Origin of the sequence: Agrobacterium pusense (assembly GCF_013285525.1) — a bacterium.
Classification (GTDB): Bacteria; Pseudomonadota; Alphaproteobacteria; order Rhizobiales; family Rhizobiaceae; genus Agrobacterium; species Agrobacterium pusense.
Genome location: NZ_CP053856.1, coordinates 1,997,497 through 2,021,810, shown reverse-complemented (window position 1 = coordinate 2,021,810; position 24,314 = coordinate 1,997,497). Strand labels below are relative to the sequence as shown.

Below are 24,314 nucleotides of genomic sequence, written 5' to 3'. Positions count from 1 at the left end.
CCGCTCCAAGGAACCCGACATGACGATCCGATCTTTTCTCGGAGCCATTCTCCTCTGGCTCACCGTGGGGATCGCCGCCCAGTCCCTCGCGCAGAGCGACCCAAAGGCGCTGATCGACCAGCTCGGCACGGCTGATTTCAAGCAGGCCGAAGTGCTGATCGGGCAGATTGCCGCCACCGGAGATGCGCGCGTGGTGCCGGCGCTGGAGGCTTTTGCGGCGGGTGATCTCTACGTGCGCAAGTCAGACAATCTCGTCTTCATGACCAAACCTGCCGGTTCCGATTTCACACTGATCGACCCGCTGACAGGTGAAAGCGCCGGCTCGGCGCCGAAGGCGACCGTTACCAAGATCAGGGTCAACAATAATCTGCGCCGCGTCATCCGCGCCGCACTCGGCGGGCTGACGTTGCTCAGCCCGGAAAAATCCGTGCGGCTTGCAGCGGCTGACGCCGTCCTGAAAGCGCCAAGCGCCGAAAATCTCGAATTGCTGGAAGCGGCCATCGCCAAGGAAACCGATAATGAGGTGCGGACCCGGATGGAGGAGGCGCGGGCTGTCTCGCTGCTCTCCTCCGACCGTCCCCTTGAGGTGAAGAAAGAAGCGATCGCCACCATCAAGGCCCTTGGCGGGCGCGATGCGATCAGCATTCTGATGGCGGCGACGCCATCGGTTGATCCGAGCCTGAAACCGGATGTGGACGAGGCGATTTCCAGCATCGAGAGTTCCCTTGCCTTCTGGGATTACGCGCAGAATGTCTGGTACGGCCTGTCGCTCGGCTCTGTGTTGCTGCTCGCCGCCATCGGCCTTGCAATCACCTTCGGCGTCATGGGCATTATCAACATGGCGCATGGTGAAATGGTGATGATCGGCGCCTATTCCACCTTCATGGTGCAGGAGTTGATCCGCAGCCATTTCCCCGGCCTGTTCGACTGGTCACTGGCGATTGCCCTGCCGGCCGCCTTTCTGGTCACGGCCTGCGTCGGCCTTGTCATGGAACGTGGCGTCATCCGCTATCTCTATGGACGACCGCTGGAAACGTTGCTTGCCACCTGGGGCATTTCGCTGATCCTGCAACAGGGTGTGCGCTCCATCTTCGGCCCCACCAACCGGGAAGTCGGCAGCCCGAGCTGGATGTCCGGCTCCTTCAGCGTCGGTTATCTCAATTTCACCTGGAACCGGGTGTGGATCGTCTGTTTCTCGCTCTCCGTCTTCTTCGCGCTGCTGGTTCTGCTGAAACGCTCCGCTTTCGGGTTGCAGATGCGCGCGGTCACGCAAAACCGCCGCATGGCGTCTTCCATGGGCATTCGCACGCCTTGGGTGGATGCCTTCACCTTCGCGCTCGGTTCCGGTGTTGCGGGCCTCGCGGGCGTCGCGCTGTCGCAGATCGACAATGTCTCTCCCAATCTCGGCCAGAGCTACATCATCGACAGTTTCATGGTCGTGGTGTTCGGCGGGGTCGGCAATCTCTGGGGAACGCTGGTAGGCGCCCTGTCGCTCGGCGTGCTCAACAAGTTTCTTGAGCCAACTGTGGGCGCCGTGCTCGGCAAAATCCTCGTGCTCGTCCTCATCATCCTGTTCATCCAGAAGCGGCCGCGCGGTCTCTTCGCACTCAAGGGAAGGGCGATCGAAGCATGATTACCGGCTTCCTCCTGCGCGCGCTCGATCGCCGCATTTCCATCGCCATCGGCATCATTCTCGCGATCGCCGTTCTGGTTCCCGCCTCCAACCTGCTGCTGCCAGCCGACAGCGCGTTCCGCATCCCGACCTATATCATGTCGATGCTCGGCAAATATCTGGCCTATGCGCTGCTGGCGCTCGCGCTTGATCTGGTCTGGGGATATTGCGGCATTCTCTCGCTTGGCCACGCCGCCTTCTTTGCGCTCGGCGGTTATGCCATGGGCATGTATCTGATGCGGCAGATCGGCACGCGCGGGGTCTATGGCCATCCGGTGCTGCCTGATTTCATGGTGTTCCTCAACTGGAAGGAATTGCCGTGGTTCTGGCACGGCTTCGACATGTTCTGGTTTGCGGCGCTGATGGTGCTCGTCGTGCCGGGGCTGCTCGCCTTCGTCTTCGGCTGGTTCGCCTTCCGCTCGCGCGTCAATGGCGTTTATCTCTCGATCATTACCCAGGCGATGACCTATGCGCTGCTGCTTGCCTTCTTCCGCAACGACATGGGTTTCGGCGGCAATAATGGCCTCACCGATTTCAAGGATATTCTTGGGTATTCCGTGCAGGCGGATGGCACCCGCGCCGTGCTGTTTGCCATGACGGCCGTGATGCTGGCGCTCTCGCTTTTGATCGCGTCGGGCATCGTCAATTCCAAGTTCGGCAAGGTGCTGGTGGGTGTGCGGGATGCCGAAAGCCGGGTGCGCTTTCTCGGTTTTAGGGTGGAAAACATCAAGCTCTTTACCTTCGTCGTTTCGGCGATGATGGCGGGGATTGCCGGTGCCCTGTTCGTGCCGCAGGTGGGCATCATCAATCCCGGCGAATTTTCGCCTGCCAACTCCATCGAAGTGGTGGTGTGGACGGCTGTCGGCGGGCGCGGCACGCTGGTCGGGCCGATCATCGGCGCGGTGCTGGTCAATGGCGGCAAGAGCTATTTCACTGGCGCGTTCCCGGAATTCTGGCTGTTTGCGCTCGGCGGTCTCTTCATCGCTGTCACGCTGTTCTTCCCCAAGGGCATCGTCGGTACCGTGCAGCATTATCTGGCCGGGCGGCGGGAAAAGCGGGTTGCAAGCGCGGCGCGTGAGGCTGGCAACGACAGCGCGGTTGCGCAACAGGCGGCGGAGTAAGCCCATGAACACGGTTTCCGAAAACAGAGCGAAAAGCCTGCTTTATCTCGATGGCGTCTCCGTTTCCTTCGACGGTTTCCGGGCGCTGAATTCCCTCTCCTTCGTGGTGGAGCCGGGCGAACTTCGCGCCATCATCGGTCCGAATGGTGCTGGCAAAACGACGATGATGGATATCATCACCGGCAAGACGCGGCCGGATACGGGCACGGTTCTCTTTGAAGACAGTATCGATCTCACCAATAAGGACGAGGCGGATATCGCCCAGCTCGGCATCGGCCGGAAATTCCAGAAGCCGACGGTGTTTGAAAGCCATACCGTGTGGGACAATCTGGAACTCGCGCTGAACCGCAAGCGCGGCGTGTTCGCAACCCTGTTCTACCGGCTGACGGAGGAAGACAAGGCGCGTATCGAGGAAATCCTCGCCACCGTGCGGCTTGGCCACCGCCGCGGCGATCTCGCCGCCAATCTCTCGCATGGGCAGAAGCAGTGGCTGGAAATTGGCATGCTGCTCGCACAGGAGCCCAAGCTTCTCTTGGTGGACGAGCCGGTGGCGGGCATGACGGACGCCGAGACGGCCGAAACCGCCGTGCTGCTGAAGGAAATCGCCAAGACGCGTTCGGTGGTGGTGGTGGAGCACGATATGGGCTTCATCCGCGAGCTTGGGGTGAAGGTGACGTGCCTTGCCGAAGGCTCGGTGCTGGCTGAGGGGTCGATCGATTTCGTGTCGAGCGATCCGAAGGTGATCGAGAATTATCTGGGGCGGTGATGGTGGTGTTTGCGTTTGCCGTGACCGTACCCCCCTCTGCCCTGCCGGGCATCTCCCCCTCAAGGGGGGAGATCGGCAAGTGGCTTACACTGCGCCTGATCGCTCCCTCTCGATGGAGTGGGTGGGTGCGGCATCTGATCTCCCCCCTTGAGGGGGAGATGCCCGGCAGGGCAGAGGGGGGTAGCGCCGCCCACCATACCGTCATTGGAGTTTCACCATGCTGACAGTCGACAACATCAACCTCCATTACGGCGCAGCGCAGGCGCTGCGCGGCGTGTCGCTGAAGGCCGAGATGGGGAAGATCACCTGCGTTCTCGGCCGCAACGGCGTCGGCAAAAGTTCGCTGCTGCGGGCCGTGACCGGCCAGCAGGCCACCAGCGCCGGCACGATCCGTTTCGGCGATGCGGCGCTGGACGGGCTGGCACCTTACCAGCGGGCAAAACGCGGCGTCGGTTACGTGCCGCAGGGGCGCGAGATTTTTCCGCTGCTCAGCGTGCAGGAAAATCTGGAGAGCGGTTATGCGCCGCTGTCGCGCAAGGAGCGGTTCATCCCGGATGATATTTTCAGCCTGTTTCCCGTGCTGCAGACCATGCTGTCACGCCGCGGCGGCGATCTCTCCGGCGGGCAGCAGCAGCAGCTTGCCATCGGCCGGGCGCTGGTCACGCGGCCGAAAATCCTCGTTCTCGACGAACCGACCGAGGGCATCCAGCCGTCGATCATCAAGGATATCGGCCGGGCCATCAAATATCTGCGCGATTCCACCGGCATGGCGATCCTGCTGGTCGAGCAATATCTGGATTTCTGCCGTGAGCTTGCCGATTACGTCTACATCATGGACCGAGGTGAAATCGTGCATCAAGGCCTCGCTGAAACGCTGGATATGCCGGAAGCGAGGCGGCATCTTACAGTATAAACCGAGACCAAAGCCTGTGCGCGCCGATCACGGCGTGCAAACGGGCGATTAATATTTTGAAAGCCTATGCGCCTCGACATGGCTTTCATGCGTAATTTTAGCATTTCATTGAATAACCGCCTGTGATATTGGCAGCGAAAATGCTGCATGCGAGACACAGGAAAAGTCTATTCGCACGCCGCGACAGTTGATCCCTTACATTCCACGCACGTCCGACGTATTGTCGGAAAACTGTGCCAATAAAGGCGTGTCAATGATTCAAGACTTTGCAGTGGGCCGGGCCTCCCGGTTGGTTCGTTCCGCACGCAGCCTGCTTCTTGGGCTGGCGATCAGCGCAGGCGCGGGCGCCGCAGCGTCGGCAGCAACCTGCGGTCAGGTGCCCGGGCCCGGCATGGAACCGGGTCGACATGATTTTTCCATTCTCTCTAACGGGCAGAAACGCGACGGCGTCTATTTTGTTCCATCCGCCTATGATGGAAATAAGCCCCTGCCTGTCGTATTCGATTTCCACGGCTCGAACAGCAATCCGCATGGCCAGCTGAACCGCAGCGGCTGGGACAAGCTTGCCGAGCGTGATGGTCTTGTGGTCGTCGCGCTGGCGGGCAGTTTAAATGGCGAATTGCCGGGCACCCATGCCTGGAATGTCCCCGGCGTTACAACACGCCCCGGCGGGCTGGACGAGGTGAGCTTCATTCATGAAGCGATTGCCATGGTGAAGGGCAAGTTCTGCGTCGATGAGGAACGTTTTTACGGTTCCGGCTATTCTGGCGGCGGGCGCATGCTGTCGCAATTCATCTGCACCGGAGCCAAGGATTTTAATGCCGCCGGTTTTGTCGCGTCGCTGCGCGCGGGTTATCCGCTGGAGACCGAAGGCAAATGGGCACCGGATGTGGCAAGCTGCACACCGGCGCGGCCGATGTCGATCATCGCCTTTGCCGGGCTGAAGGATCCAGCCAATCCCTATCAGGGCGGCGGCAAATCCTACTGGCAATATAGCGGCGAGACGGCGCTGAAGCGCTGGGCCGAAATGGATGGTTGCAAGGGCGCCGCCAAAAGCAAGGTGGGCGAGAGCTTCACCGTCAATTCTTACGATGTCTGCAAGGCAGGCGCACGCATCCAGTCCTATGTCATCGAGAACTGGGACCATGCCTGGCCGCGCGCCACCATGAAGGCCGAGGTTCTGGCCGCAAACGCCGTTGTTACCCGCAAGCCGGGCGGCGAGCAGACACCGAAGGCGGAGCCCGCCGTGGAGCGCAAGATGCCCACAGGCGAAGTGACGCGGACTGTTGATGCAGCCGAGAGAATGTGGGATTTCTTCCGAAACACGGAAGGTCAGCTTGTCGTGGACGCCGTCGTCAAGAAGGATTGCGTCGCCAAGGCCAATCCCGCTTCCGCAACCGCTTCGGAGACCGCGTGCAGCAGCAACAGCAAGCCATCAGCCCTTCCGGTTGCGAAGACGCTCAACCTGTCCGGCAACAGCGCGCCCGTGGCAGAGGACGCATTGTAACGAAGGCAGTTGAAGGGCGCAGCCGGCTGGACGAATTGTTTCAGGAGGGCTGCGCCAAGATCCGTCTTCCGGAAACCTACTCGAACGAAGCAGAAGCCATTCTCATCAATTCCTCCGGTGGTTTGACCGGCGGAGACGAACTTGAATGGCAGGCCGTCGCCGGCGCCGGTACCTCGCTTGTGGTCACCACGCAGGCCTGCGAGAAGGTCTACAAGGCGTCGTCGGGCACAGCCACCGTGACCGCGCGTGTTTCCGCCGGGCCGGGTGCGAAGCTGCACTGGCTGCCGCAGGAAACGATCCTCTTCGACCGCGCGTCGCTGACGCGAAGGCTGGAAGCCGATCTTGACCAGTCCTCAGAATTCATCGCCGTCGAAGCCGTGCTGCTTGGCCGCCAGGCCATGGGCGAGGTGATGACGCACGGGCTTTTCCGCGACCGCTGGCGCATTCGCCACGGCGGCAAGCTGGTGCATGCCGAAGAACTTCTGCTTGCGGGCGAGGTGGCGGCGCTGACCGCGAAACCTGCGGTTCTGGCCGGGCAGGTTGCCTTTGCCACGCTGCTTTACATCGGGCCTCTGGCCGAGGCGCTTCTGCCTAAAATCCGGGCGATTGCCGGGGAAAGCGGCGGTGCCAGCGAGTGGCAGGGCAAGCTCGTCGTGCGCGTGTCCGCCGCTGATGGTTTCTCCTTGAGAAAATTGCTTTTTCCGATCATTTCGCTCTTGCGAAACGGCGCGCCAGTGCCGAAAGTCTGGAATCTGTAAACCCCTCGGATCGTCTCGTGACAGGCGTTCTTCGGGGTCTGTCAAATGTCGGATCTGGTCTCCAGCAAACCTCGTTTGTGGAGCAGATGCCAAGCCGTGGGACGACGATGAACCTTAGCCCAAGAGAAAAAGACAAGCTGCTGATTTCCATGGCCGCCATGGTGGCGCGCCGCCGGCTGGAACGCGGCGTCAAGCTAAACTATCCCGAAGCGATTGCGCTGATTACCGATTTCGTGGTGGAGGGCGCACGCGATGGCCGCGCCGTGGCCGACCTGATGGAGGCGGGCGCGCATGTCATTTCCCGTGATCAGGTAATGGACGGCATTGCCGAGATGATCCACGATGTGCAGGTGGAAGCGACCTTCCCTGACGGCACCAAGCTGGTGACCGTTCACGAACCGATCCGGTGAGGTGACGTATGGCGCTGGAACTTCGGCCCAATTGCGAATGCTGTGACCGTGATCTAGCGCCCGACAGCCGGGACGCGATGATCTGCTCGTTCGAATGCACTTTCTGCGCTGATTGCGTGACCGGCGTGCTCAAGGGCGCGTGCCCGAATTGCGGTGGCGAACTGGTGCGAAGGCCCGTCCGCCCGGCGGGAAAGCTCATCAATAACCCGGCATCGACAAAACGGGTGCTGAAGGCGGAAGGCTGCGCGGCAGCCACGGCCGCATAAGAACGATAAGGGGAACACCGATGAAACCAGGCGAAATCATTGCCGCCGAAGGCACCATCGAACTCAATGCCGGCCAGCCGACCGTGACGATCGAAGTGGCCAATTCGGGCGACCGGCCGGTGCAGGTGGGCAGCCACTACCATTTCTTCGAGACCAATGCGGGTCTCATTTTCGATCGCGAAAAGGCGCGCGGCATGCGTCTCGATATTCCGGCCGGCACGGCGGTGCGTTTCGAGCCTGGCCAGAAGCGGGAAGTGACGCTGGTGCCGCTTTCCGGCAAGCGGGAGGTTTATGGTTTCCGTCAACAGGTCATGGGGAGGTTATGAAATGGCGACGGCGCATTATCATGGAAGCTGCCAGTGCGGCAGCGTCAGCTTCGAGGTCGATGCCGATCTCGATCACACTGTTGTCTGCAATTGCTCGCGCTGCAAACGTCTGGGCTCCACGCTCGCCTTCGCGCCACGTGACAAGTTCACGTTGCTTTCCGGCGAGGGCACGCTGAGTGAATATCTCTTCAACAAACACAGGATCCATCATTTTTTCTGCTCCACCTGCGGCATTGAAAGCTTTGCCTATGCCGACGGGCCTGACGGTACGCCGATGGTGGCGGTCAATGCCAATTGTCTCGATGGCGTCGATCCGCGGGCGCTGAAGCCGCAGGCTTATGACGGCGCGGCGGCCTGAGCGATGGCGATCAGCAAGAACAACCTCGTCATGACCGCTCTCATCTGCGTAACCGCCGGTATTTCCATGCCGGTTGCCGCGCAGGAGCCGAACTGCAAGGAACCGCAGACGCAGGCGGACATGACGATTTGCGCCGGCAAGGATTACGAAAAGGCCGACAAAGAGCTCAATGTCGCTTATCAGAAGCTGCGCAAGCTGCTCATCGAACGTGACAAGGCGGCGGATGCGGATGGAAAGGGTGCAACCGACGCGCTGGTGACAGCTCAGCGCGCATGGGTGGCGTTCCGTGACGCCAATTGCGCACTTGCCGGTTTTCAGGCGCGTGGCGGCTCAATGGAGCCGATGCTGATCTCTTCCTGCCTGGCCGAGACGAGCGGCAAGCGGGCGGAAGAACTGCGCCAACTCTCGGAAGGTTTCTGAACCCATGGGGCGGCGGATCACGATCGTCGGAAACGGGGAGCTCCCGCCAGGCGCGGCCCTGCTTATCGACCGGTCGGATATCGTCGTCCGTTTTAATGATTGCCGGTCTCTTGGGCTGGGCGGTACGCGCACCGATGTCGTGGCCGTGTGCAACACCGGGCGGCCGGGCCGTGAGATGACCGAGGGAAGCGAATGGCGCGAGAGCCATGGTGTGCGCCAAGCCGCCGCCATCTGGTCGGTGCGCGATCCTGCGAAATTTGCCGAAATGGAACCCGGCATCCGCGCAGCCTGGCCGGAACTCACTGATTTCTGCGCCGATTATACCGGCGAATTCGCGGCCATCGCACGAGCTGGCGGCAAGAGCCATGTCGTTATTTCTCGCGGTGTGCATGAGAGGCTCGATACGGCGCTCGAAGCCTATAAGCCCGCACCATACGTCTGCCCCAGCACCGGGCTCGTTGCCATTGCCCATGTTCTTGAAAATGTCAGCGGCGATGATGACGAGGTGACGATTGCCGGTTTCAGCCACCAGGGCTGGAGCGGCCATCCCTTTACCGCCGAACAACAGCTGGTCGATGCCCTTGCGGGAACGGGCCGGCTGACACGATTTTCCCCCACATCGATTTTCTCCGCGTCCGAAGGAGCCTGAACCCATGCCATACAAGATTTCCCGCGCCGCCTATGCCGGCATGTTCGGCCCGACCGTTGGCGACAAGGTGCGTCTTGCTGATACCGAACTCTTCATCGAGATCGAGAAGGACCACACGACCTATGGCGAGGAAGTGAAATTCGGGGGTGGCAAGGTCATTCGCGACGGCATGGGCCAGAGCCAGGCGACGCGGGCAGAGGGCGCTGTCGATACCGTCATCACCAATGCCGTCATCGTTGACCATAGCGGCATCTACAAGGCAGATGTGGGCCTGAAGAACGGCCGCATTCACGCCATCGGCAAGGCGGGCAACCCGGATACGCAGCCGGGTGTCACGATCATCGTCGGCCCCTCGACGGAAGCGATTGCCGGCGAAGGCAAGATTCTGACGGCCGGCGGCATGGATGCGCATATCCATTACATCTGCCCGCAGCAGATCGAAGAAGCGCTGATGAGTGGTGTGACCTGCATGCTTGGCGGCGGCTCCGGCCCGGCGCACGGCACGCTTGCCACCACCTGCACCGGCGCATGGCATATCGAGCGGATGATCGAAAGCTTCGATGCTTTCCCGATGAACCTCGCGCTTGCGGGCAAGGGCAATGCCTCTCTGCCGGCTCCGCTGGAGGAAATGATCCTCGCCGGTGCCTCCTCGCTGAAGCTGCATGAGGACTGGGGCACGACGCCCGCCGCCATCGACAATTGCCTGACGGTGGCCGACGAATATGACGTGCAGGTGATGATCCATACCGACACGCTGAATGAAAGCGGTTTCGTGGAAGACACGGTTGCGGCTATCAGGGGCCGCACCATCCATGCTTTCCACACCGAAGGGGCGGGCGGTGGCCACGCGCCTGACATCATCAAGGTCTGCGGTAATCCCAACGTCATTCCGTCCTCGACCAACCCGACGCGGCCTTACACCGTCAATACGCTGGCGGAACATCTCGACATGCTGATGGTATGCCACCACCTGTCGCCGTCCATCCCCGAAGATATCGCCTTTGCCGAAAGCCGCATCCGCAAGGAAACCATTGCGGCGGAGGATATTCTCCACGATATCGGCGCGTTTTCGATCATTTCCTCCGATAGTCAGGCCATGGGCCGTGTCGGCGAGGTGGCGATCCGCACCTGGCAGACCGCTGACAAGATGAAGCGCCAGCGTGGCCGCCTGAAGGAAGAGACCGGCGAAAACGACAATTTCCGTGTTCGTCGTTACATCGCCAAATATACCATCAACCCGGCCATCGCCCAGGGTGTCAGCCACGAGATCGGCTCCATCGAAGTCGGCAAGCGTGCCGATCTGGTTCTTTGGAACCCGGCGTTTTTCGGCGTGAAGCCGGAAATGGTGCTGCTCGGCGGCTCGATCGCTGCCGCGCCGATGGGCGATCCGAATGCCTCCATCCCCACGCCGCAGCCGATGCATTACCGGCCGATGTTCGCCGCCTATGGCAAGCTGCGCACCAATTCCTCGGTGACCTTTGTCTCGCAGGCGTCGCTGGATGCCGGCCTTGCCCAGCGTCTCGGTGTCGCGAAGAAGCTGCTGCCGGTGAAAAATGTGCGCGGCGGCATTTCCAAGGCCTCGATGATCCACAATTCGCTGACGCCGCATATCGAGGTTGACCCCGAGACCTATGAAGTACGTGCGGATGGCGAGCTTCTGACCTGTGAACCGGCGACCGTGCTGCCGATGGCGCAGCGTTATTTCCTGTTCTGACGGCAGGCGCTCTTGAGACGCCTCACACGATGGATCGGCGGCGGCCTGCTGCTGCTCCTCCTGCTTCTTGTGCTGGGCACGGTTGCGCCGCGCCCGTTTTTTGCCGAGCAGGTGGGTGAAGGCGAAAAGAGCAGGGAAATCCTGCTCTTATCCAACCCGATCCACACCGATATCGCCCTGCCGGTTGATGACGATCTGCGGCGGGTCTTTGCCGAGTTGCAGGAGGGTGGGATTGCGGTCAATCATCCAGCTGCGGCCTATCTGGTGTTCGGCTGGGGCGGCCGCTCGTTTTACATTCAGACGCCCACCTGGGCCGATTTGAAACCGATGCCGGTTCTGCGCTCTTTCACGCTGGACAGCTCCGTCATGCATGTGGATGTGACAGGTGATTTTCCCGCTGATCTCGCCGGAGTGAAACGGCTTCGAATTTCCGAAGTGGGTTATCAGCGTCTCGTCGCGGGCATCCGGGCGAGTTTTGCCGGAAACGATGACGGTGTTAGTCCGGTACCCGGCGCTGGCTACGGCCTGACGGACGCTTTTTTCGAGGCGAATGGCCAGTTCAATGCGTTCGCCGGCTGTAACACGTGGTCAGCCGCGATGTTGCGGGAAGCGGGCGTTCAAACCGGTTGGTGGACGCCCTTGCCGCCGCTGTTGCGCTGGTCGATAAACCTGCACAATTGATCCCCAATTCCGTGCGGCATTTCGCGCATTTGGTGGCTGGAATCCCATTTTTATGCTGCACCGCAGCGCGTCTTGCGCTATGGAAACGGCAAAAGAATTCCGCGCGGATCGATCCCAAGCGATGCCTCGCAAAACGCCAGAACAGGAGACAAGACATGCTCGGCAAAAAAGTGCCCGCCGTAACCTTCCGCACGCGCGTTCGCGATGAGGCCGTTGGCGGCCCGAACCCCTTCCGTTGGCAGGACATGACCTCCGACGATTATTTCAAGGGCAAGAAGGTCGTCCTCTTTTCGCTGCCCGGCGCTTTCACGCCGACATGCTCGACCTACCAGCTTCCTGATTTCGAAAAGCTGGCGCCGGAATTCCGCGCGCTCGGCGTCGATGAAATCTATTGCCTGTCGGTCAATGATGCTTTCGTCATGAACGCCTGGGCCAAGGGTCAGAACCTCGAAAACGTCAAGGTCATCCCTGACGGTTCGGGCGAGTTCACCCGCAAGATGGGCATGCTGGTCGCCAAGGACAATCTCGGCTTCGGCATGCGCTCCTGGCGTTACGCCGCCGTCATCAACGATGGCGTCGTCGAGCAGTGGTTCGAGGAAGAAGGCTATTCGGACAATTGCGATAGCGACCCCTACGGCGTTTCCTCGCCGCAGAACATTCTGGAAAACCTGAAAAGCCGCGCTGCGGCCTGATTTTGGTTTTGTTGTTTGAGAAAGGCCCGGCAGCGATGCCGGGCTTTTTGTTTTCCGAGGCATTGCCGCCCTGAAAACACACCTTGAAATCCCCCCGCCTATCCGTCAAAAATCAGACCCCCAAAGACTGTTTCTGAAACGGATCATCCCATGCTGCGCGTCACCTCCTATCACCCGGCCGGAACCCCTGCCGACGAGCCCTCCGGCTATGTCACGCTGGCGCATGACCAGCGGCATCTGCGCCGCAAGCTTCTGCATCTGCAGAATGACGAGATGGTGATGCTGGACCTGAAGGAAGCCGTGCTGTTTGCCCATGGCGACCTTTTGGTGGTCGAAAACGGCGATCTGATCGAGGTTCGTGCGGCGGATGAAAAGCTGTTCGAAATCAAGGCGAAGGACCGCCTTCACCTGATCGAGCTCGCCTGGCATCTGGGCAACCGGCATCTTTCGGCGCAGATCGAGGAGGAGCGTATTCTCATCCTGCGTGACCATGTCATTCGCGCCATGCTGGAAGGTCTGGGCGCCACAGTGCGCGAGGTGGAAGAGCCGTTCCAGCCGGCGCGCGGCGCTTATCACGCCCATGGCGGCCACTCGCATGGCCATGATCACGGGCACGGGCATGGCCACCACCATCATGATCACGGCTGAGGCGTGAGCGGGGAAAGCGGCGTCGCCGCGCTGCTGCGCCTGATGGCCTGGATGTCGCCGGCGTTTCCTGTCGGCGGCTTTTCCTATTCGGGCGGGCTGGAAAAGGCGGTGGAGGACGGGCGTGTGCGTGATGCCGCCGAGTTGAGCGGCTGGGTGAACCCGCTGCTGCGCCACGGCAGCCTGTGGAACGATGCGGTGTTTCTCGCGCATGCCTGGCGATGCTCGCAGGATGCCGTAGCGCTCAGCGAAACCGCTGATCTTGGCCGCGCGCTCGCCGGTTCGGCGGAGCGTTATCGGGAGACCGTGCTTCTGGGGAACGCCTTCGTTTCCGCCGCCAGCGCCTGGCCGCATGCGGTTCTGGAGCTGTTGCCGAAAGAGGCTCCCTATCCCATCGCCATAGGCGCTGTGGCCGCTGGCCACGGCGTGCCGCTGCGCGAGACGCTTGCCGCCTTTCTGCATGCAGGTGTTTCACAGATCGTTTCTGCCGCTATCCGTCTCGGCGTCGCGGGCCAGAAAGATGGCGTTGCCATTCTCGCCGCAAGCGAGGCGGGGATTGCCGAGGTGGCGGCACGGGCCGTCCAATCCACGCTTGATGACCTCGGCAGCGCCACGATCATCGCCGATACGGCGGCGATGCGTCATGAAACACAGGGGACACGGCTTTTCCGGTCGTGAAAGCGACGGCAATCGATGGGGCGAGCGCGTGCCACTTGTTTCTTCTCCCCACCGCGGAGAAGGTCGCGGCAGCGGGATGAGGGGGCAAGGGTAGAGATACACCGAGAGCCAGCCCCCTCATCCGACCCTTCGGGCCACCTTCTCCCCGGCGGGGAGAAGAAACAAGTGGCATGATCCTTGCGTATATTTGAGCTGTTGAGTGGTTGTCGTAAGATTGGACCACAGCATAGTGAAGGGAACAGAGTGATGAAATCGGGTAATGGTCCGCTGCGCGTTGGGATTGGCGGGCCGGTGGGTTCCGGCAAGACGGCGCTGACGGAAAAGCTCTGCAAGGCGATGAGCGCCGATTATTCGGTCGCCGTCGTCACCAATGATATCTATACCAAGGAAGATGCCGAGGCACTGGTGCGCATGCAGGCGCTGCCTTCCGAAAGGATCGTCGGGGTGGAGACGGGCGGTTGCCCTCATACGGCCATTCGCGAAGATGCCACGATCAATCTGCAGGCGATTGCCGGGCTCAACCAGCGCTTTCCCGATCTCGACGTGGTCTTCATCGAATCCGGTGGTGATAACCTCGCGGCGACATTTTCACCCGATCTCGCCGATATCACCATCTATGTGATTTCCGTCTGCCAGGGCGAGGAAATTCCCCGTAAGGGCGGGCCGGGCATCACCCGTTCGGACCTGCTCGTCATCAACAAGAAGGACCTTGCGCCCTATGTCGGTGCCGATCTGACCGTCATGGACAGTGATGCGACCCGCATGCGCAACGCCATGCCGTTCGTGTTTACCGACATGAAACGGGGCGATGGCGTGGACCGCATCGTCGGTTTCCTGAAAGAGCAGGGCGGTCTCTGAATAATGACGATGCCCCGCCGTTTCGGCGCTTACGAAGTTTCCCGTTTTGTCGACGGTGTCTACAAGGCACCGGTCAGCCATCTCATTCACCGCCAGGGTGCCGAAGCGCTGGCTGCGGCCCTTACCGGCCATCACGGCGAAACAGTGGATATGGACGTCAACTGCTTCACGCTTTCGGGACCTGAGGGCATCTGGCTAATCGATGCCGGCTGCGGCACGGCCTGGGGCGAGGCCTATGGCCATGCCCGCGCGGCTATGATTGCCGCCGGTATTCAGCCTGATGATGTCAGCCGTGTCATCCTCACCCATATTCACGGTGATCACGCGCTGGGCCTCATCGATGGCGACCGGCCTTATTTTCCCAAGGCGGAGGTATGGGTGCCGGAGGCCGATCTTGCCTTTTTCACCGATGCAGAGGCGCGAAAGGCATTGCCGCCTGCCCGGCAGGGCGGTTTCGATCTGGCTGCCCGCCTGATCGATATTTGCGGCGCGATGTTGCGGCCGATCTCGGTGGGGACGGTTGCCGAGGACATAGAGGCAATCGCGGTGCCCGGTCATACGCCCGGACAGATGGCTTATCTCATAGGAGGAGACGATAAGCGGTTGATGTTATGGGGCGATGTGCTGCATGTCGGGGACATGCAGGCGGCCGATCCCGGAATTGCTTTTGTCTATGATATCGATTCCGAACTCGCCCACGCGACGCGTCTCGAAGCGTTGTCGGCGGCGGCTGACCATGGTTGGCTGGTGTCCGGCGGCCATCTCGGCGGCTTTTTTACGGTCGAGCGGCGGGGCGACAGTTTCGGTTTTATACCGCAGCCTGGATGACTTCCGTGCAATACACCGAAGGGCGGAATGCCTGATGGGCCTCCCGCCCTTCGTCCTCTCCCCGTATTTTCAGATCTGTTTCAGCGCCGCCACGTCATTGACCTGGACGATGCGACCGCGCACCGTGACGCCGGACTTTTTCAGGGTGGAGAAAGCGCGGGAGAGGGCCTCCGGCGCAAGGCCGAGCTTGCCGGCGAGCAGGCTTTTCTGGAACGGCAACCGCAGCGAGAAGGACGTCGCGTCGCGCGGGCCCTGATTGATGAGGTAATGGGCGACACGCTGCGGTGCCGTCTGCAGGCGGTCATTGGCAACGCAGTCCATGGCGGCCAGCAGGCTGTTGGACAGGCAGCGCATGACGGCCTTGGCGATGGCCGGTTCCTGATCGATGAGGCTGCGCAGCCTGGTGAGTTCGAAACGCGCCACGGTGCAGCTTTCCGCCGCCTGCGCGCTGTAACGATAGGTGTCGCTACCGAAGATCAGGCATTCATTGAAGGTATCGCCGGGGCCGCTGACGCGCACGTCCGCCTCGCGGCCGTGCCTGTCCAGCCGGTAGAGCCTGACATAACCCGACAGCACGCAATAGAAATGCTGGGCCAGTTCGCCTTCCTTAAAAAGCACATGGCGGGCATTCACATTGGCGATGGTCGCCGCCTCCATCAGCTTCAGCGCCACCGCGTCATCCGCGATCCCGATCAAGGGCGCACGCAGCAGAATGTTCCTGTCTCTGTTGCTCAGCTTCACGGTCTTGTTCACGTCCATTCGGCTCCCGCTCAAACCTTTTGCCGGGCTGTCCGAAGCGATACGAAACCGGGGATGTTCCTTGCCCCTCACGCCCATCTGCACTGAACTCATCGCATTATCCTCGACCGGCAATTCCCGATGCGAGGGAGACTAGCAGTTCAGGTGGAAAGCGAATTGATTTCGATCAAACGGGGGTGCGGTCGTTGTGAGGAAGGAAATGATGGGGCTGCTCATGCTTCCAATCACAAGGGAAATATGGAGCGAGCGCGTGCGGCATATTTCTTCTCCCCGCCGGGGGAGAAGTCCGCGGCAGCGGGATGAGGGGGCGAGGGTCGAGATATCAGGAGAGCTTGCCCCCTCATCCGACCCTTCGGACCACCTTCTCCCCGGCGGGGAGAAGAAACGATCCGCAATGTCGTGCTCTCCCAAAGTATATGGAAACGCCGGGCACATGACCCGGCGTCTCAATCTTCAAGCTGCAGCACTCACTCGGCGGCAAGCGGCGGCAGTCGCAATATATTGCTGCCCTTGTCCGCGGCCTTGTCGCCGCTGCCCTTTTCCATACTCGCCACCCGTGCCTCCAGCGAGGAAAGCGCGAGGCTGTTTTCGCGGGCGATCTCCGAGAGTTTCTCGTTGGAGAGGGCCTCCTCCTCCTCTTCCTTCTTGCCGACGAAACGGCCGAAGAGGTGGGCGAGCAGACGCGACAGGTCGTCCATGATCAGGAAGAAGGCCGGCACCACGATCAGCGACAGCACCGTGGAAACGATGATGCCGCCGATGACCGCAATCGCCATCGGTGCGCGGAACGAACCGCCTTCGCCGACGCCGAGCGCGGAGGGCAGCATGCCTGCCGACATGGCGATGGAGGTCATGATGATCGGGCGGGCGCGCTTGCGGCCGGCCTCCACCATGGCATGCACCCGCTCCATGCCGTGACGGCGCATTTCGATGGCGAAATCCACCAGCAGGATGGCGTTCTTGGTCACGATGCCCATCAGCATCAGAATGCCGATGAGAACCGGCATGGAGAGCGCGTTCTGGGTGATGATGAGCGCGACTGCCACGCCGCCGATGGCAAGCGGCAGCGAGAACAGGATTGTGAAGGGCTGGATGACATCCTTGAACAGCAGGATGAGAACGACCAGCACCAGCATCAGGCCAAGCAGCATGGCGTTGACGAAGCCCTGCTGCATTTCGCCCTGCACCTTGGCGTCACCGCTTTCGGCAAGCCGAACGCTTGCCGGCAGGTTGGTTTCCGAAACGATGCGCTTGAACTCGGCCGTCGACGTATCGAGCGCCGTGCCGAAAGGCACGTCCGACCCGATGGAGACGACGCGGTTGCGGTCGTTGCGCTTGATCGAGCTCGGGCCTTCCGAATAATCAATATCGGCCACGCTGTAGAGCGGCACCAGCGAACCGGAGGCGGTCTTGATCTTCAAGGCGCGGATGGTGGCGAGATCGCGGCGGGTATCGAGCGAAGCCTGCACGCGGATCGGGATCTGCCGGTCATCCAGCGAGATTTTCGTCAGCTGCGCATCGATATCACCGATGGTGGCGACACGCACGGTCTGCGAAATCTGCTGCGGCGTGATGCCCAGGCGGGCGATCTCATCCTTGCGCGGGCGGATCTGCAGTTCGGGACGGGGCAGAGCGCCTTCCGAGCTGACATTGGCAAGGATGGGCGAAGCGCGCAGGCGGCTTTCGAGAATGCCCACGGCGTCGTTCAGATCCTTCTCGTTGGTTGAAAGGAAGTTGAAGGAAAGCTCGCGTTCCGCGCGGTCGTTCAGCTTGATGATGCGAACATCCGCAATGCCACGCACCTGCGCGAAAATATCCCGCTCGACATCCCATTGCGGACGTGTACGGCCCTTCTCCTCCAGCTTGGGAAGATATTGGCCGATGAGCGGAATGGAGCCGAGCCCCTTGTTCACGAGGGTTTTCAGCAGCGAGTGATCGATATGCTCAAGGATGACATTGACCGTGGCGCGGCGCAGCTCCAGGTCCCCCTTGGGCGAAGCGCCACCGAGGATGAAGACGCTTTCCACGCCGTTGATGTCACGGATCGCCTGGTAGATCTGCGTCGTCGTGCGGTCGGTCTCATCCAGCGTCGCATTGGGCGGCAGTTCAACGGACAGGGTGACGCGCGAGGCGTCATCAGGCGGCAGGAAGCTGCCGGGGACCTGGCTCAACAGCATCACTGAGGCGATGAGGAAGGCAATCGCTCCCAATAGCGTGAGATAACGCGCCCACCATTTCCGCGTGGTGGCGGTCACCATGCGCGTATAGGCCTTCATCAGCCTGCCGTCATTGTCGTGGTGATCGTCCATCGCGTCTTCGGCGCGCATCAGATAGGCCGCCATCAGGGGTGTGATGAGACGGGCCACTGCCAGCGAGAAGAATACAGAGAAGGCGACAGTGAGGCCGAACTGGATGAAGTACTGGCCCGGAATACCCGGCATGAACGAGACGGGCACAAAGACGGCGATGATGGTGAAGCTGGTCGCGATGACGGCAAGTCCGATTTCATCGGCTGCTTCGAGGGCCGCGCGATAGGGCGTCTTGCCCATCTTGATATGGCGGGCAATGTTCTCGATTTCCACGATGGCGTCATCCACGAGAATACCCGTGGCGAGCGTAAGCGCGAGGAAGCTGACGAGGTTGAGCGAAAAGCCCATGATATCCATGATCCAGAAGGTCGGGATCGCGGAAAGCGGCAGCGCCACGGCGGCGATCAGTGTCGCGCGCCAGTTCCGGAGGAAGAGAAGGACCACGATAACGGCGAGGATCGCGCCTTCGATCAGCGTGTCGAGTGCGGCCTTGTAGTTGCCATAGGTGAAATAGACGGCGTCATCGACCATCTCAATCGAGACATCGGGGTGGTCCTTGCGGACCTGATCGAGACTTTGCGCGACGGTTTCGGCGACCGAAACCTCGCTCGCGCCCTTGGAGCGGAACACCGCAAAGGTGACGGCCGGATTGCCGTTGAAGCGCGAGAAGGACTTCTGCTCTTCATAGGTGTCCGTAACCGTGCCGAGTTCGGAAAGCTTGACGAAGCGACCGTTGGAAAGCGCAATCGTGGTGTTGGCAAGCTGGCTTACATCGCGTGTATCGCCCAGCGTGCGGATGGTCTGCTCGTTGCCGCCCACCTGGCCGCGGCCGGAGCCGAGGTCGATATTGGTGCCGCGCAGCTGGCTGTTGACTTCTGTCGCGGTGATGCCATAGGCATCGAGCTTTTCGGGGCTGAGCGAAACGCGCACCTCGCGGTCCGCGCCGCCGTAACGGTCGACCTTGCCGATGCCGGACTGGCCCTGCAGCGAGCGCTTGATCGTGTCATCCACGAACCAGGACAGTTCCTCCAGCGTCATGTTCGGCGAAGAGACGGCGAAGGTCTGGATCGCCTGTCCCTCGACGTCGATCTTGCTGACGACGGGCACTTCGATATCGGAGGGAAGATCGCTGCGGATCTTGTCGATGGCGTCCTTGGTGTCCTGAACCGCTTCTTCCGTCGGTTTTTCGATGCGGAACACGACCGTTGTCGTCGACTGGCCGTCGACCACGGTGGACTGAATTTCGTCGACGCCACTGATGGCGGCAACGGCGTCCTCGATCTCCTTCGTCACCTGCATCTCCAGTTCGGAGGGCGAAGCCCCGCTCTGGGTCACGGTGACGGCGACGACGGGCACGTCGATATTCGGGAAACGGGTGATCGGCAGCGTATTGAACGCCTGCATGCCGAGCATCATCAAAAGCGCGAAGCCGAGAAGCGGCGCAATCGGGTTACGGATTGACCATGCGGAGAAGTTCATTTCATTCCCTCAGTCAGTTGGACGCAGCCGTCTGGGCTTCCACCGGTCTTATCCGGTCACCATCACGCACGAATGCTCCAGCTTTCTCGACAACCTTGTCTCCAGCGGCAAGGCCGCTGACGATCTCGATGAATCCACCGTCTTCTATGCCGGTCTCGATCTTCACCTGCTTGACGACGTCGCCCTCCACCTTGCGGGTGGTCGAGCCTTCACGCCCGGAAGTGACAGCCGAGAGCGGCAAGGCGAGCGCGTTCGTCTCCTCGATCACGATCTCTGCGCTGGCATACATGCCCGATCGCGCCGGGCTGTTTTCCGGCAGCACCACATGCACGGAACCGAGGCGCGTCGTCGGATCGACGGTCGGCGAAACGAGGCGCACCTTGCCTTCTATTTTCGCTCTTCCGCCAGCAACCGTCAAATAGGCTTTCTGGCCGACTTTCACGTTTTGAATGTCGGTTTCGGAAAGATCGGCAACAAGTTCGATGGCGCCGTCCTTGATGACGGTGAAAAGCGGGTTTCCGGCGCCGCTGGCAATCGCGCCCACCTTGGCGTTCTTGGCTGAAACGATGCCGGCGACCGGGGTTTTCACGCCGGTGCGCGTGAGCTTGAGATCGATATCGGCGATCTGCGCGTCAACCACCTTGATGTCGGCTTCGCCGGCGGAAACGGCCTGCTTGGCCGCATCGAGGCGAGCCTGCGCCACCTGCGCGAGGGCTTCCGTCTTTTCCGTTTCGGAAATGGAGCCTGAACCGGTTTGGCTGAGCTTGGCGGCGCGGTCGCGCTGGCGAAGGGCGTCGGCCAGATTGGCCTGCGCCTCCAGCACCTGCGCCTTGGACTGGGTGACGGAAGCTTCGGCCTTGGCCTTGTTGGCTTCGAGCTGGCTCTTTTGCAGGACGAGGCTGTCGGAGGACAGGACGGCCAGAACCGCATTCGCCGCCACCCGGTCGCCGATATCGGCGTTCAACGTGTCGATCGACAGGCCGTCGACCAGGGGCTGGACGTAGATTTCGTCCACCGGGCGGATTGTGCCTGTCGCAATAACACGGTCCACGAGGTCGCGCTTTGCGACATGCGCGACGATGATCGAGGGCACGTTCTGCTGTTTCACCGGCGCCTGTGCCTCTCCCTCCGCGGCTGCTGGAAGGGGAAGCGCCGTTGCGGACAGAAGAAGAAGGAAAAGAATGCGGTTAAACGTGACTTTATGCTGCATATGTCTTGGCTCGCGCAATATCCGCTCACATGTCCTGCAGGCTGCGGCCCGTATCTTAAAAGGTCATGCGATGGCGAATGTGAAACAAGGGATCACAATACTCCCTTTTCGATCCTCCCGATTCGAACGCCCCTCAACGCGAATCTCAAGCACCTTTGCCCTGTGCTTTTTCTACAAGATCAAATTTGGCAGTCTTGTGGGCGGGACTGTAATTCTTGTTGTCGTGCAAATCAATCCGCATAGCCACGAGGGTTGATATACATTTTTGTATAGGCCGAGGTGTTGTAATTGATTTGATGGGTTACCACTGCGTGACGCGGCCTGGAATTCTGAGAGCGCCTAATACGCCGTCATTCTCGGGCTTGACGCGGATCCAGGCACATCGCCGCAATCGAAACGTCGGTAGATCCTCGGGTCAAGCCTGAGGATGACGGAAGAGAGGTTGTCATTCAAGAAAATCGCGCGGTCAACGCCGCGCGATCCTATCTTCCCGCCCGCGCCTACTTCAACGCAGCGTCGGTAATTTCGGTCGTATATGCGCCCGAGGGCTCCTTGGTGATAACGGGGTCGGAGCCGCCGCCGAGCAGGGTCTTTACTGTTCGCTCGTAATCCGCCTTGTCGAGAGCGCCCTTCGAGCCGGCCGTCAGCTTTGCCACTTCGCCCATCATGCGCTTCTGGTGCTTTTCGGTCTGCGCGCCGGAGGCGTCGTTTTCGAGAACGATATCGGCGGCCTCGTCAGGGTTTTCCTCGGCCCATTTCCAGCCCTTCATGGAGGCACGGACGAATTTGACCATGTCCTCCTTGAACTTGGCGTCCTTCAGCTTGTCTTCTAGAACGTAGAGCCCGTCTTCCAGCGTCGCCACGCCTTCGTCTTCATATTTGAAGGTGACGAGGTCATCAGGCTTGATGCCGGCATCGAGGACCTGTCCATATTCATTATAGGTCATAGTGGAAATGCAGGCGGCCTGTTTCTGCAAAAGCGGATCGACGTTGAAGCCCTGTTTCAGCACGGTAACGCCATCGGCGCCGCCAGTGGTCGGAATTTTCAGGTGCGCCATCCACGACAGGAACGGATATTCATTGCCGAAGAACCAGACGCCCAGCGTCTTGCCCTTGAAATCATCAGGCTTCTTGATGCCGGTTTCTTTCAGGCAGGTCAGCATCATGCCCGACGATTTGAATGGCTGGGCGATATTGACCAGCGGCACGCCCTTTTCACGCGTGGCAAGCGCAGACGGCATCCAGTCGACGATGACGTCGGCCCCGCCGCCGGCCAGAACCTGCGCGGGCGCAATATCCGGGCCGCCGGGCTTTATGTCGACATCGAGGCCCTCGGCTTCATAAAAGCCCTTGTCCTTGGCGACGTAATATCCGGCGAACTGCGCCTGGGTGACCCATTTCAGCTGCAGGGTGATCTTGTCGGCGGCCTGAGCGCTAAATGCGGTCAGCAGTGACGCCCCGGCAAGAAGCATGGATGCAAGTTTCATTTTCATCGCTGTTCCCTTTTTCGTTATTTACGTTCGTCCCCCACGGACGGACGGATGCCAGAAGGTGACGGCCCGCTCGGCGAGCGCCACAAGACCGTAAAAACCTGAGCCCGCGAGCGCTGCGACCGCGATTTCGGCCCAGACCATATCGACATTGCTGCGGCCCATCTCTGCCGAGATGCGGAACCCCATGCCGACGATGGGCGTGCCGAAGAATTCCGCGACGATGGCGCCGATCAGGGCGAGCGTGGAGTTGATCTTCAGCGCGTTGAAGATGAAGGGCCAGGCGGCGGGCAGGCGCAGCTTTATCAGCGTCGGCCACCAGCCGGCAGCATAGGTGCGCATCAGGTCGCGCTCCATGTGGCTGGCGGCAGCAAGCCCCTGCACCGTGTTCACCAGCATCGGGAAGAAGGTCATGATGACGACGACGGCGACTTTCGACTGCCAGTCGAAACCGAACCACATGACCATGATGGGTGCCACGCCGACGACCGGAAGGGCGGAGACGAAATTGCCGATGGGCAGAAGACCGCGTTGCAGGAAAGGCGAGCGGTCGATGAGGATGGCGACGAGGAACCCGAGGCCGCAGCCAAGGACATAACCCGTCAGTACGGATTTGATGAAGGTCTGGCGGAAATCCGCCCAGAGGATCGGCAGCGAGCCGAAAAGGCGGGCGAGAATGGCGCTCGGCGCCGGCAGCAGGATGGGCGGCACGGAAAATCCGCGGACCACCCCTTCCCAGAGAACCAGAATGGCAAGGCCGAACAGCAGCGGCACGGCGAGGCGGCTTATGCGTTTCGCGGTCTGGGAAATAAAGGCATGGCGTACCAGCCATTCGTTGAAGGCCCAGGCCGCAAGCCAGAAAAGGATAGCGCCGATAAACCAGCCGGGGTTGGTCATGGCCGTGCTCCCATTCGCTTGAGGACAGCGGCATGGGCGATGCCGATGATCGATACCAGCAGCGCCGCCACGCCGGCTGCCATGAACAGCGCCGCCCATATCTGCACCGTCTGGCCATAATAGGAACCGGAGAGCAGTCTCGCGCCGAGACCCGCAACAGCGCCCGTCGGCAATTCACCGACGATGGCGCCGACAAGCGCAATTGCAATCGCGATCTTCAGCGATGTGAAGAGATAGGGCAGGGCGGCGGGCCAGCGCAGCTTCCAGAAGATCTGCGCTGGTGAGGCATTATAGGTGTGCATCAGGTCAAGCTGCAGGGTTTCGGGGCTTCTTAAGCCCTTCACCATGCCGACAACGATGGGGAAGAAAGAGAGATAGGTCGAGATCAGCGCCTTCGGCAGCAGTCCGGAAATGCCGATGGAGTTCAGGACAACGATGATCATCGGCGCGATGGCGAGAATGGGGATCGTCTGGCTGGCAATGATCCACGGCATGACGGAGCGGTCCATGGCGCGGTTATGGATGATCGCGACCGCCAGCAGGATTCCCAGCACCGCCCCGATGACGAAACCGAGCAGCGTGGCCGAAAGCGTGACGCCGGCGTGGTAGACGAGGCTGCGCTTGGAGGTGACGGCCTTGTTGACGGTGGTATCCCAGAGTTCCGCGATGATCTGATGCGGGGCGGGGAGGACCGGGCGCTCCTGCGCGAAGGTTTGCGGCAGGAGTTCGAGGAAGCCCGGTGACTGGCCAGCGCGGGTGGCCTGGTCGCGCGCGAAGGGCATGTTGAGGTAGATGACGGCGAGGTGCCATAGGACGAGGATGGCGAGGAGGACGGTGAGGATGGGGAGGACGCGGTGGCGGAGGAGGGTCATGGGTTGGCCCTCAGTGGGTGAGGTTTATTTGCGCGT

General features: G+C 61.0%; 25 protein-coding genes. 19 read left to right on the top strand and 6 right to left on the bottom strand.

Annotation, left to right across the window (positions count from 1 at the left end; translation table 11 throughout):
• The first annotated feature begins 19 nt into the window (after positions 1–19).
• The 19 genes from urtB to aidB all read left to right on the top strand — a co-directional run bounded on the left by urtB (position 20) and on the right by aidB (position 15,262).
• The gene (gene urtB, locus HQN82_RS09970) at positions 20–1,633 is read left to right on the top strand and encodes an urea ABC transporter permease subunit UrtB (RefSeq protein ID WP_173614842.1); all 1,614 of its coding nucleotides are present in this window, start codon (positions 20–22) and stop codon (positions 1,631–1,633) included.
• Positions 1,630–2,793, top strand: a complete 1,164-nt coding sequence (urtC, locus tag HQN82_RS09965; RefSeq protein ID WP_035210611.1) for an urea ABC transporter permease subunit UrtC — start codon at positions 1,630–1,632, stop codon at positions 2,791–2,793. The genes urtB and urtC overlap by 4 nt, the downstream gene beginning before the upstream one ends.
• A 4-nt stretch (positions 2,794–2,797) precedes the next feature.
• Positions 2,798–3,559, top strand: coding sequence for an urea ABC transporter ATP-binding protein UrtD (gene urtD / locus HQN82_RS09960; protein ID WP_107341650.1), 762 nt, complete (start codon positions 2,798–2,800; stop codon positions 3,557–3,559).
• A gap of 217 nt (positions 3,560–3,776) precedes the next feature.
• Positions 3,777–4,472, top strand: coding sequence for an urea ABC transporter ATP-binding subunit UrtE (urtE, locus tag HQN82_RS09955; RefSeq protein ID WP_004443309.1), 696 nt, complete (start codon positions 3,777–3,779; stop codon positions 4,470–4,472).
• Positions 4,473–4,725: 253 nt separating this feature from the next.
• Entirely contained in the window at positions 4,726–5,979 is a 1,254-nt protein-coding gene (locus HQN82_RS09950) for a CE1 family esterase (protein ID WP_112766868.1), read from the top strand.
• The gene (locus HQN82_RS09945) at positions 5,886–6,737 is read left to right on the top strand and encodes an urease accessory protein UreD (protein WP_034498717.1); all 852 of its coding nucleotides are present in this window, start codon (positions 5,886–5,888) and stop codon (positions 6,735–6,737) included. Before HQN82_RS09950 ends, HQN82_RS09945 begins: the two co-directional genes overlap by 94 nt.
• Before the next feature lie 107 nt (positions 6,738–6,844).
• Positions 6,845–7,147: an urease subunit gamma gene (locus tag HQN82_RS09940; RefSeq protein WP_004443305.1), complete on the top strand. Its 303-nt coding sequence runs from the start codon at positions 6,845–6,847 to the stop codon at positions 7,145–7,147.
• An 8-nt stretch (positions 7,148–7,155) separates the two neighbouring features.
• Positions 7,156–7,413, top strand: a complete 258-nt coding sequence (locus HQN82_RS09935) for a DUF1272 domain-containing protein (protein WP_045532186.1) — start codon at positions 7,156–7,158, stop codon at positions 7,411–7,413.
• Between the two features lie 20 nt (positions 7,414–7,433).
• A complete protein-coding gene (locus tag HQN82_RS09930; RefSeq protein ID WP_006699550.1) occupies positions 7,434–7,739 on the top strand; it encodes an urease subunit beta in 306 nt (101 codons plus the stop codon).
• A 1-nt stretch (position 7,740) separates the two neighbouring features.
• Positions 7,741–8,097 carry a GFA family protein gene (locus HQN82_RS09925; protein ID WP_045532183.1) on the top strand — a complete coding sequence of 119 codons (357 nt, stop codon included), beginning with the start codon at positions 7,741–7,743 and terminating at the stop codon, positions 8,095–8,097.
• A 3-nt stretch (positions 8,098–8,100) separates the two neighbouring features.
• Positions 8,101–8,517 (top strand): lysozyme inhibitor LprI family protein, encoded by a 417-nt coding sequence (locus tag HQN82_RS09920; protein ID WP_082074323.1) that lies wholly within the window; start codon positions 8,101–8,103, stop codon positions 8,515–8,517.
• A 4-nt stretch (positions 8,518–8,521) separates the two neighbouring features.
• A complete protein-coding gene (locus HQN82_RS09915; protein WP_004443297.1) occupies positions 8,522–9,166 on the top strand; it encodes a hypothetical protein in 645 nt (214 codons plus the stop codon).
• Between the two features lie 4 nt (positions 9,167–9,170).
• Positions 9,171–10,880: an urease subunit alpha gene (gene ureC / locus HQN82_RS09910; protein WP_004443293.1), complete on the top strand. Its 1,710-nt coding sequence runs from the start codon at positions 9,171–9,173 to the stop codon at positions 10,878–10,880.
• 12 nt (positions 10,881–10,892) lie between these two features.
• Complete coding sequence (locus tag HQN82_RS09905) at positions 10,893–11,561, top strand: TIGR02117 family protein (RefSeq protein WP_112557330.1); 669 nt, start codon at positions 10,893–10,895, stop codon at positions 11,559–11,561.
• Positions 11,562–11,716: 155 nt separating this feature from the next.
• Positions 11,717–12,253 (top strand): peroxiredoxin, encoded by a 537-nt coding sequence (locus HQN82_RS09900; RefSeq protein ID WP_006699556.1) that lies wholly within the window; start codon positions 11,717–11,719, stop codon positions 12,251–12,253.
• 150 nt (positions 12,254–12,403) lie between these two features.
• Positions 12,404–12,901 carry an urease accessory protein UreE gene (gene ureE / locus HQN82_RS09895; RefSeq protein ID WP_004443285.1) on the top strand — a complete coding sequence of 166 codons (498 nt, stop codon included), beginning with the start codon at positions 12,404–12,406 and terminating at the stop codon, positions 12,899–12,901.
• Positions 12,902–12,904: 3 nt separating this feature from the next.
• Positions 12,905–13,576, top strand: a complete 672-nt coding sequence (locus HQN82_RS09890; protein ID WP_173614841.1) for an urease accessory protein UreF — start codon at positions 12,905–12,907, stop codon at positions 13,574–13,576.
• A gap of 246 nt (positions 13,577–13,822) precedes the next feature.
• Positions 13,823–14,434 (top strand): urease accessory protein UreG, encoded by a 612-nt coding sequence (gene ureG / locus HQN82_RS09885; protein ID WP_004443279.1) that lies wholly within the window; start codon positions 13,823–13,825, stop codon positions 14,432–14,434.
• A gap of 3 nt (positions 14,435–14,437) precedes the next feature.
• Complete coding sequence (gene aidB / locus HQN82_RS09880) at positions 14,438–15,262, top strand: AidB family quorum-quenching N-acyl homoserine lactonase (RefSeq protein ID WP_173614840.1); 825 nt, start codon at positions 14,438–14,440, stop codon at positions 15,260–15,262.
• 69 nt (positions 15,263–15,331) lie between these two features.
• Here the strand turns inward: aidB and HQN82_RS09875 are convergent, their stop codons facing one another.
• From HQN82_RS09875 to HQN82_RS09850, 6 genes are all read right to left on the bottom strand, one after another.
• Positions 15,332–16,021 carry a Crp/Fnr family transcriptional regulator gene (locus HQN82_RS09875; protein ID WP_004443275.1) on the bottom strand — a complete coding sequence of 230 codons (690 nt, stop codon included), beginning with the start codon at positions 16,019–16,021 and terminating at the stop codon, positions 15,332–15,334.
• A gap of 467 nt (positions 16,022–16,488) precedes the next feature.
• Complete coding sequence (locus HQN82_RS09870; RefSeq protein ID WP_004443274.1) at positions 16,489–19,809, bottom strand: efflux RND transporter permease subunit; 3,321 nt, start codon at positions 19,807–19,809, stop codon at positions 16,489–16,491.
• Between the two features lie 13 nt (positions 19,810–19,822).
• Positions 19,823–21,019, bottom strand: a complete 1,197-nt coding sequence (locus tag HQN82_RS09865) for an efflux RND transporter periplasmic adaptor subunit (protein WP_006699561.1) — start codon at positions 21,017–21,019, stop codon at positions 19,823–19,825.
• A gap of 500 nt (positions 21,020–21,519) precedes the next feature.
• Positions 21,520–22,512 carry an ABC transporter substrate-binding protein gene (locus tag HQN82_RS09860; protein ID WP_004443268.1) on the bottom strand — a complete coding sequence of 331 codons (993 nt, stop codon included), beginning with the start codon at positions 22,510–22,512 and terminating at the stop codon, positions 21,520–21,522.
• Positions 22,513–22,533: 21 nt separating this feature from the next.
• On the bottom strand, positions 22,534–23,406 hold the full coding sequence (locus tag HQN82_RS09855; protein ID WP_173614839.1) for an ABC transporter permease: 873 nt from the start codon (positions 23,404–23,406) through the stop codon (positions 22,534–22,536).
• On the bottom strand, positions 23,403–24,278 hold the full coding sequence (locus tag HQN82_RS09850; protein ID WP_112766876.1) for an ABC transporter permease: 876 nt from the start codon (positions 24,276–24,278) through the stop codon (positions 23,403–23,405). The genes HQN82_RS09855 and HQN82_RS09850 overlap by 4 nt, the downstream gene beginning before the upstream one ends.
• Between the last annotated feature and the right edge of the window lie 36 nt (positions 24,279–24,314).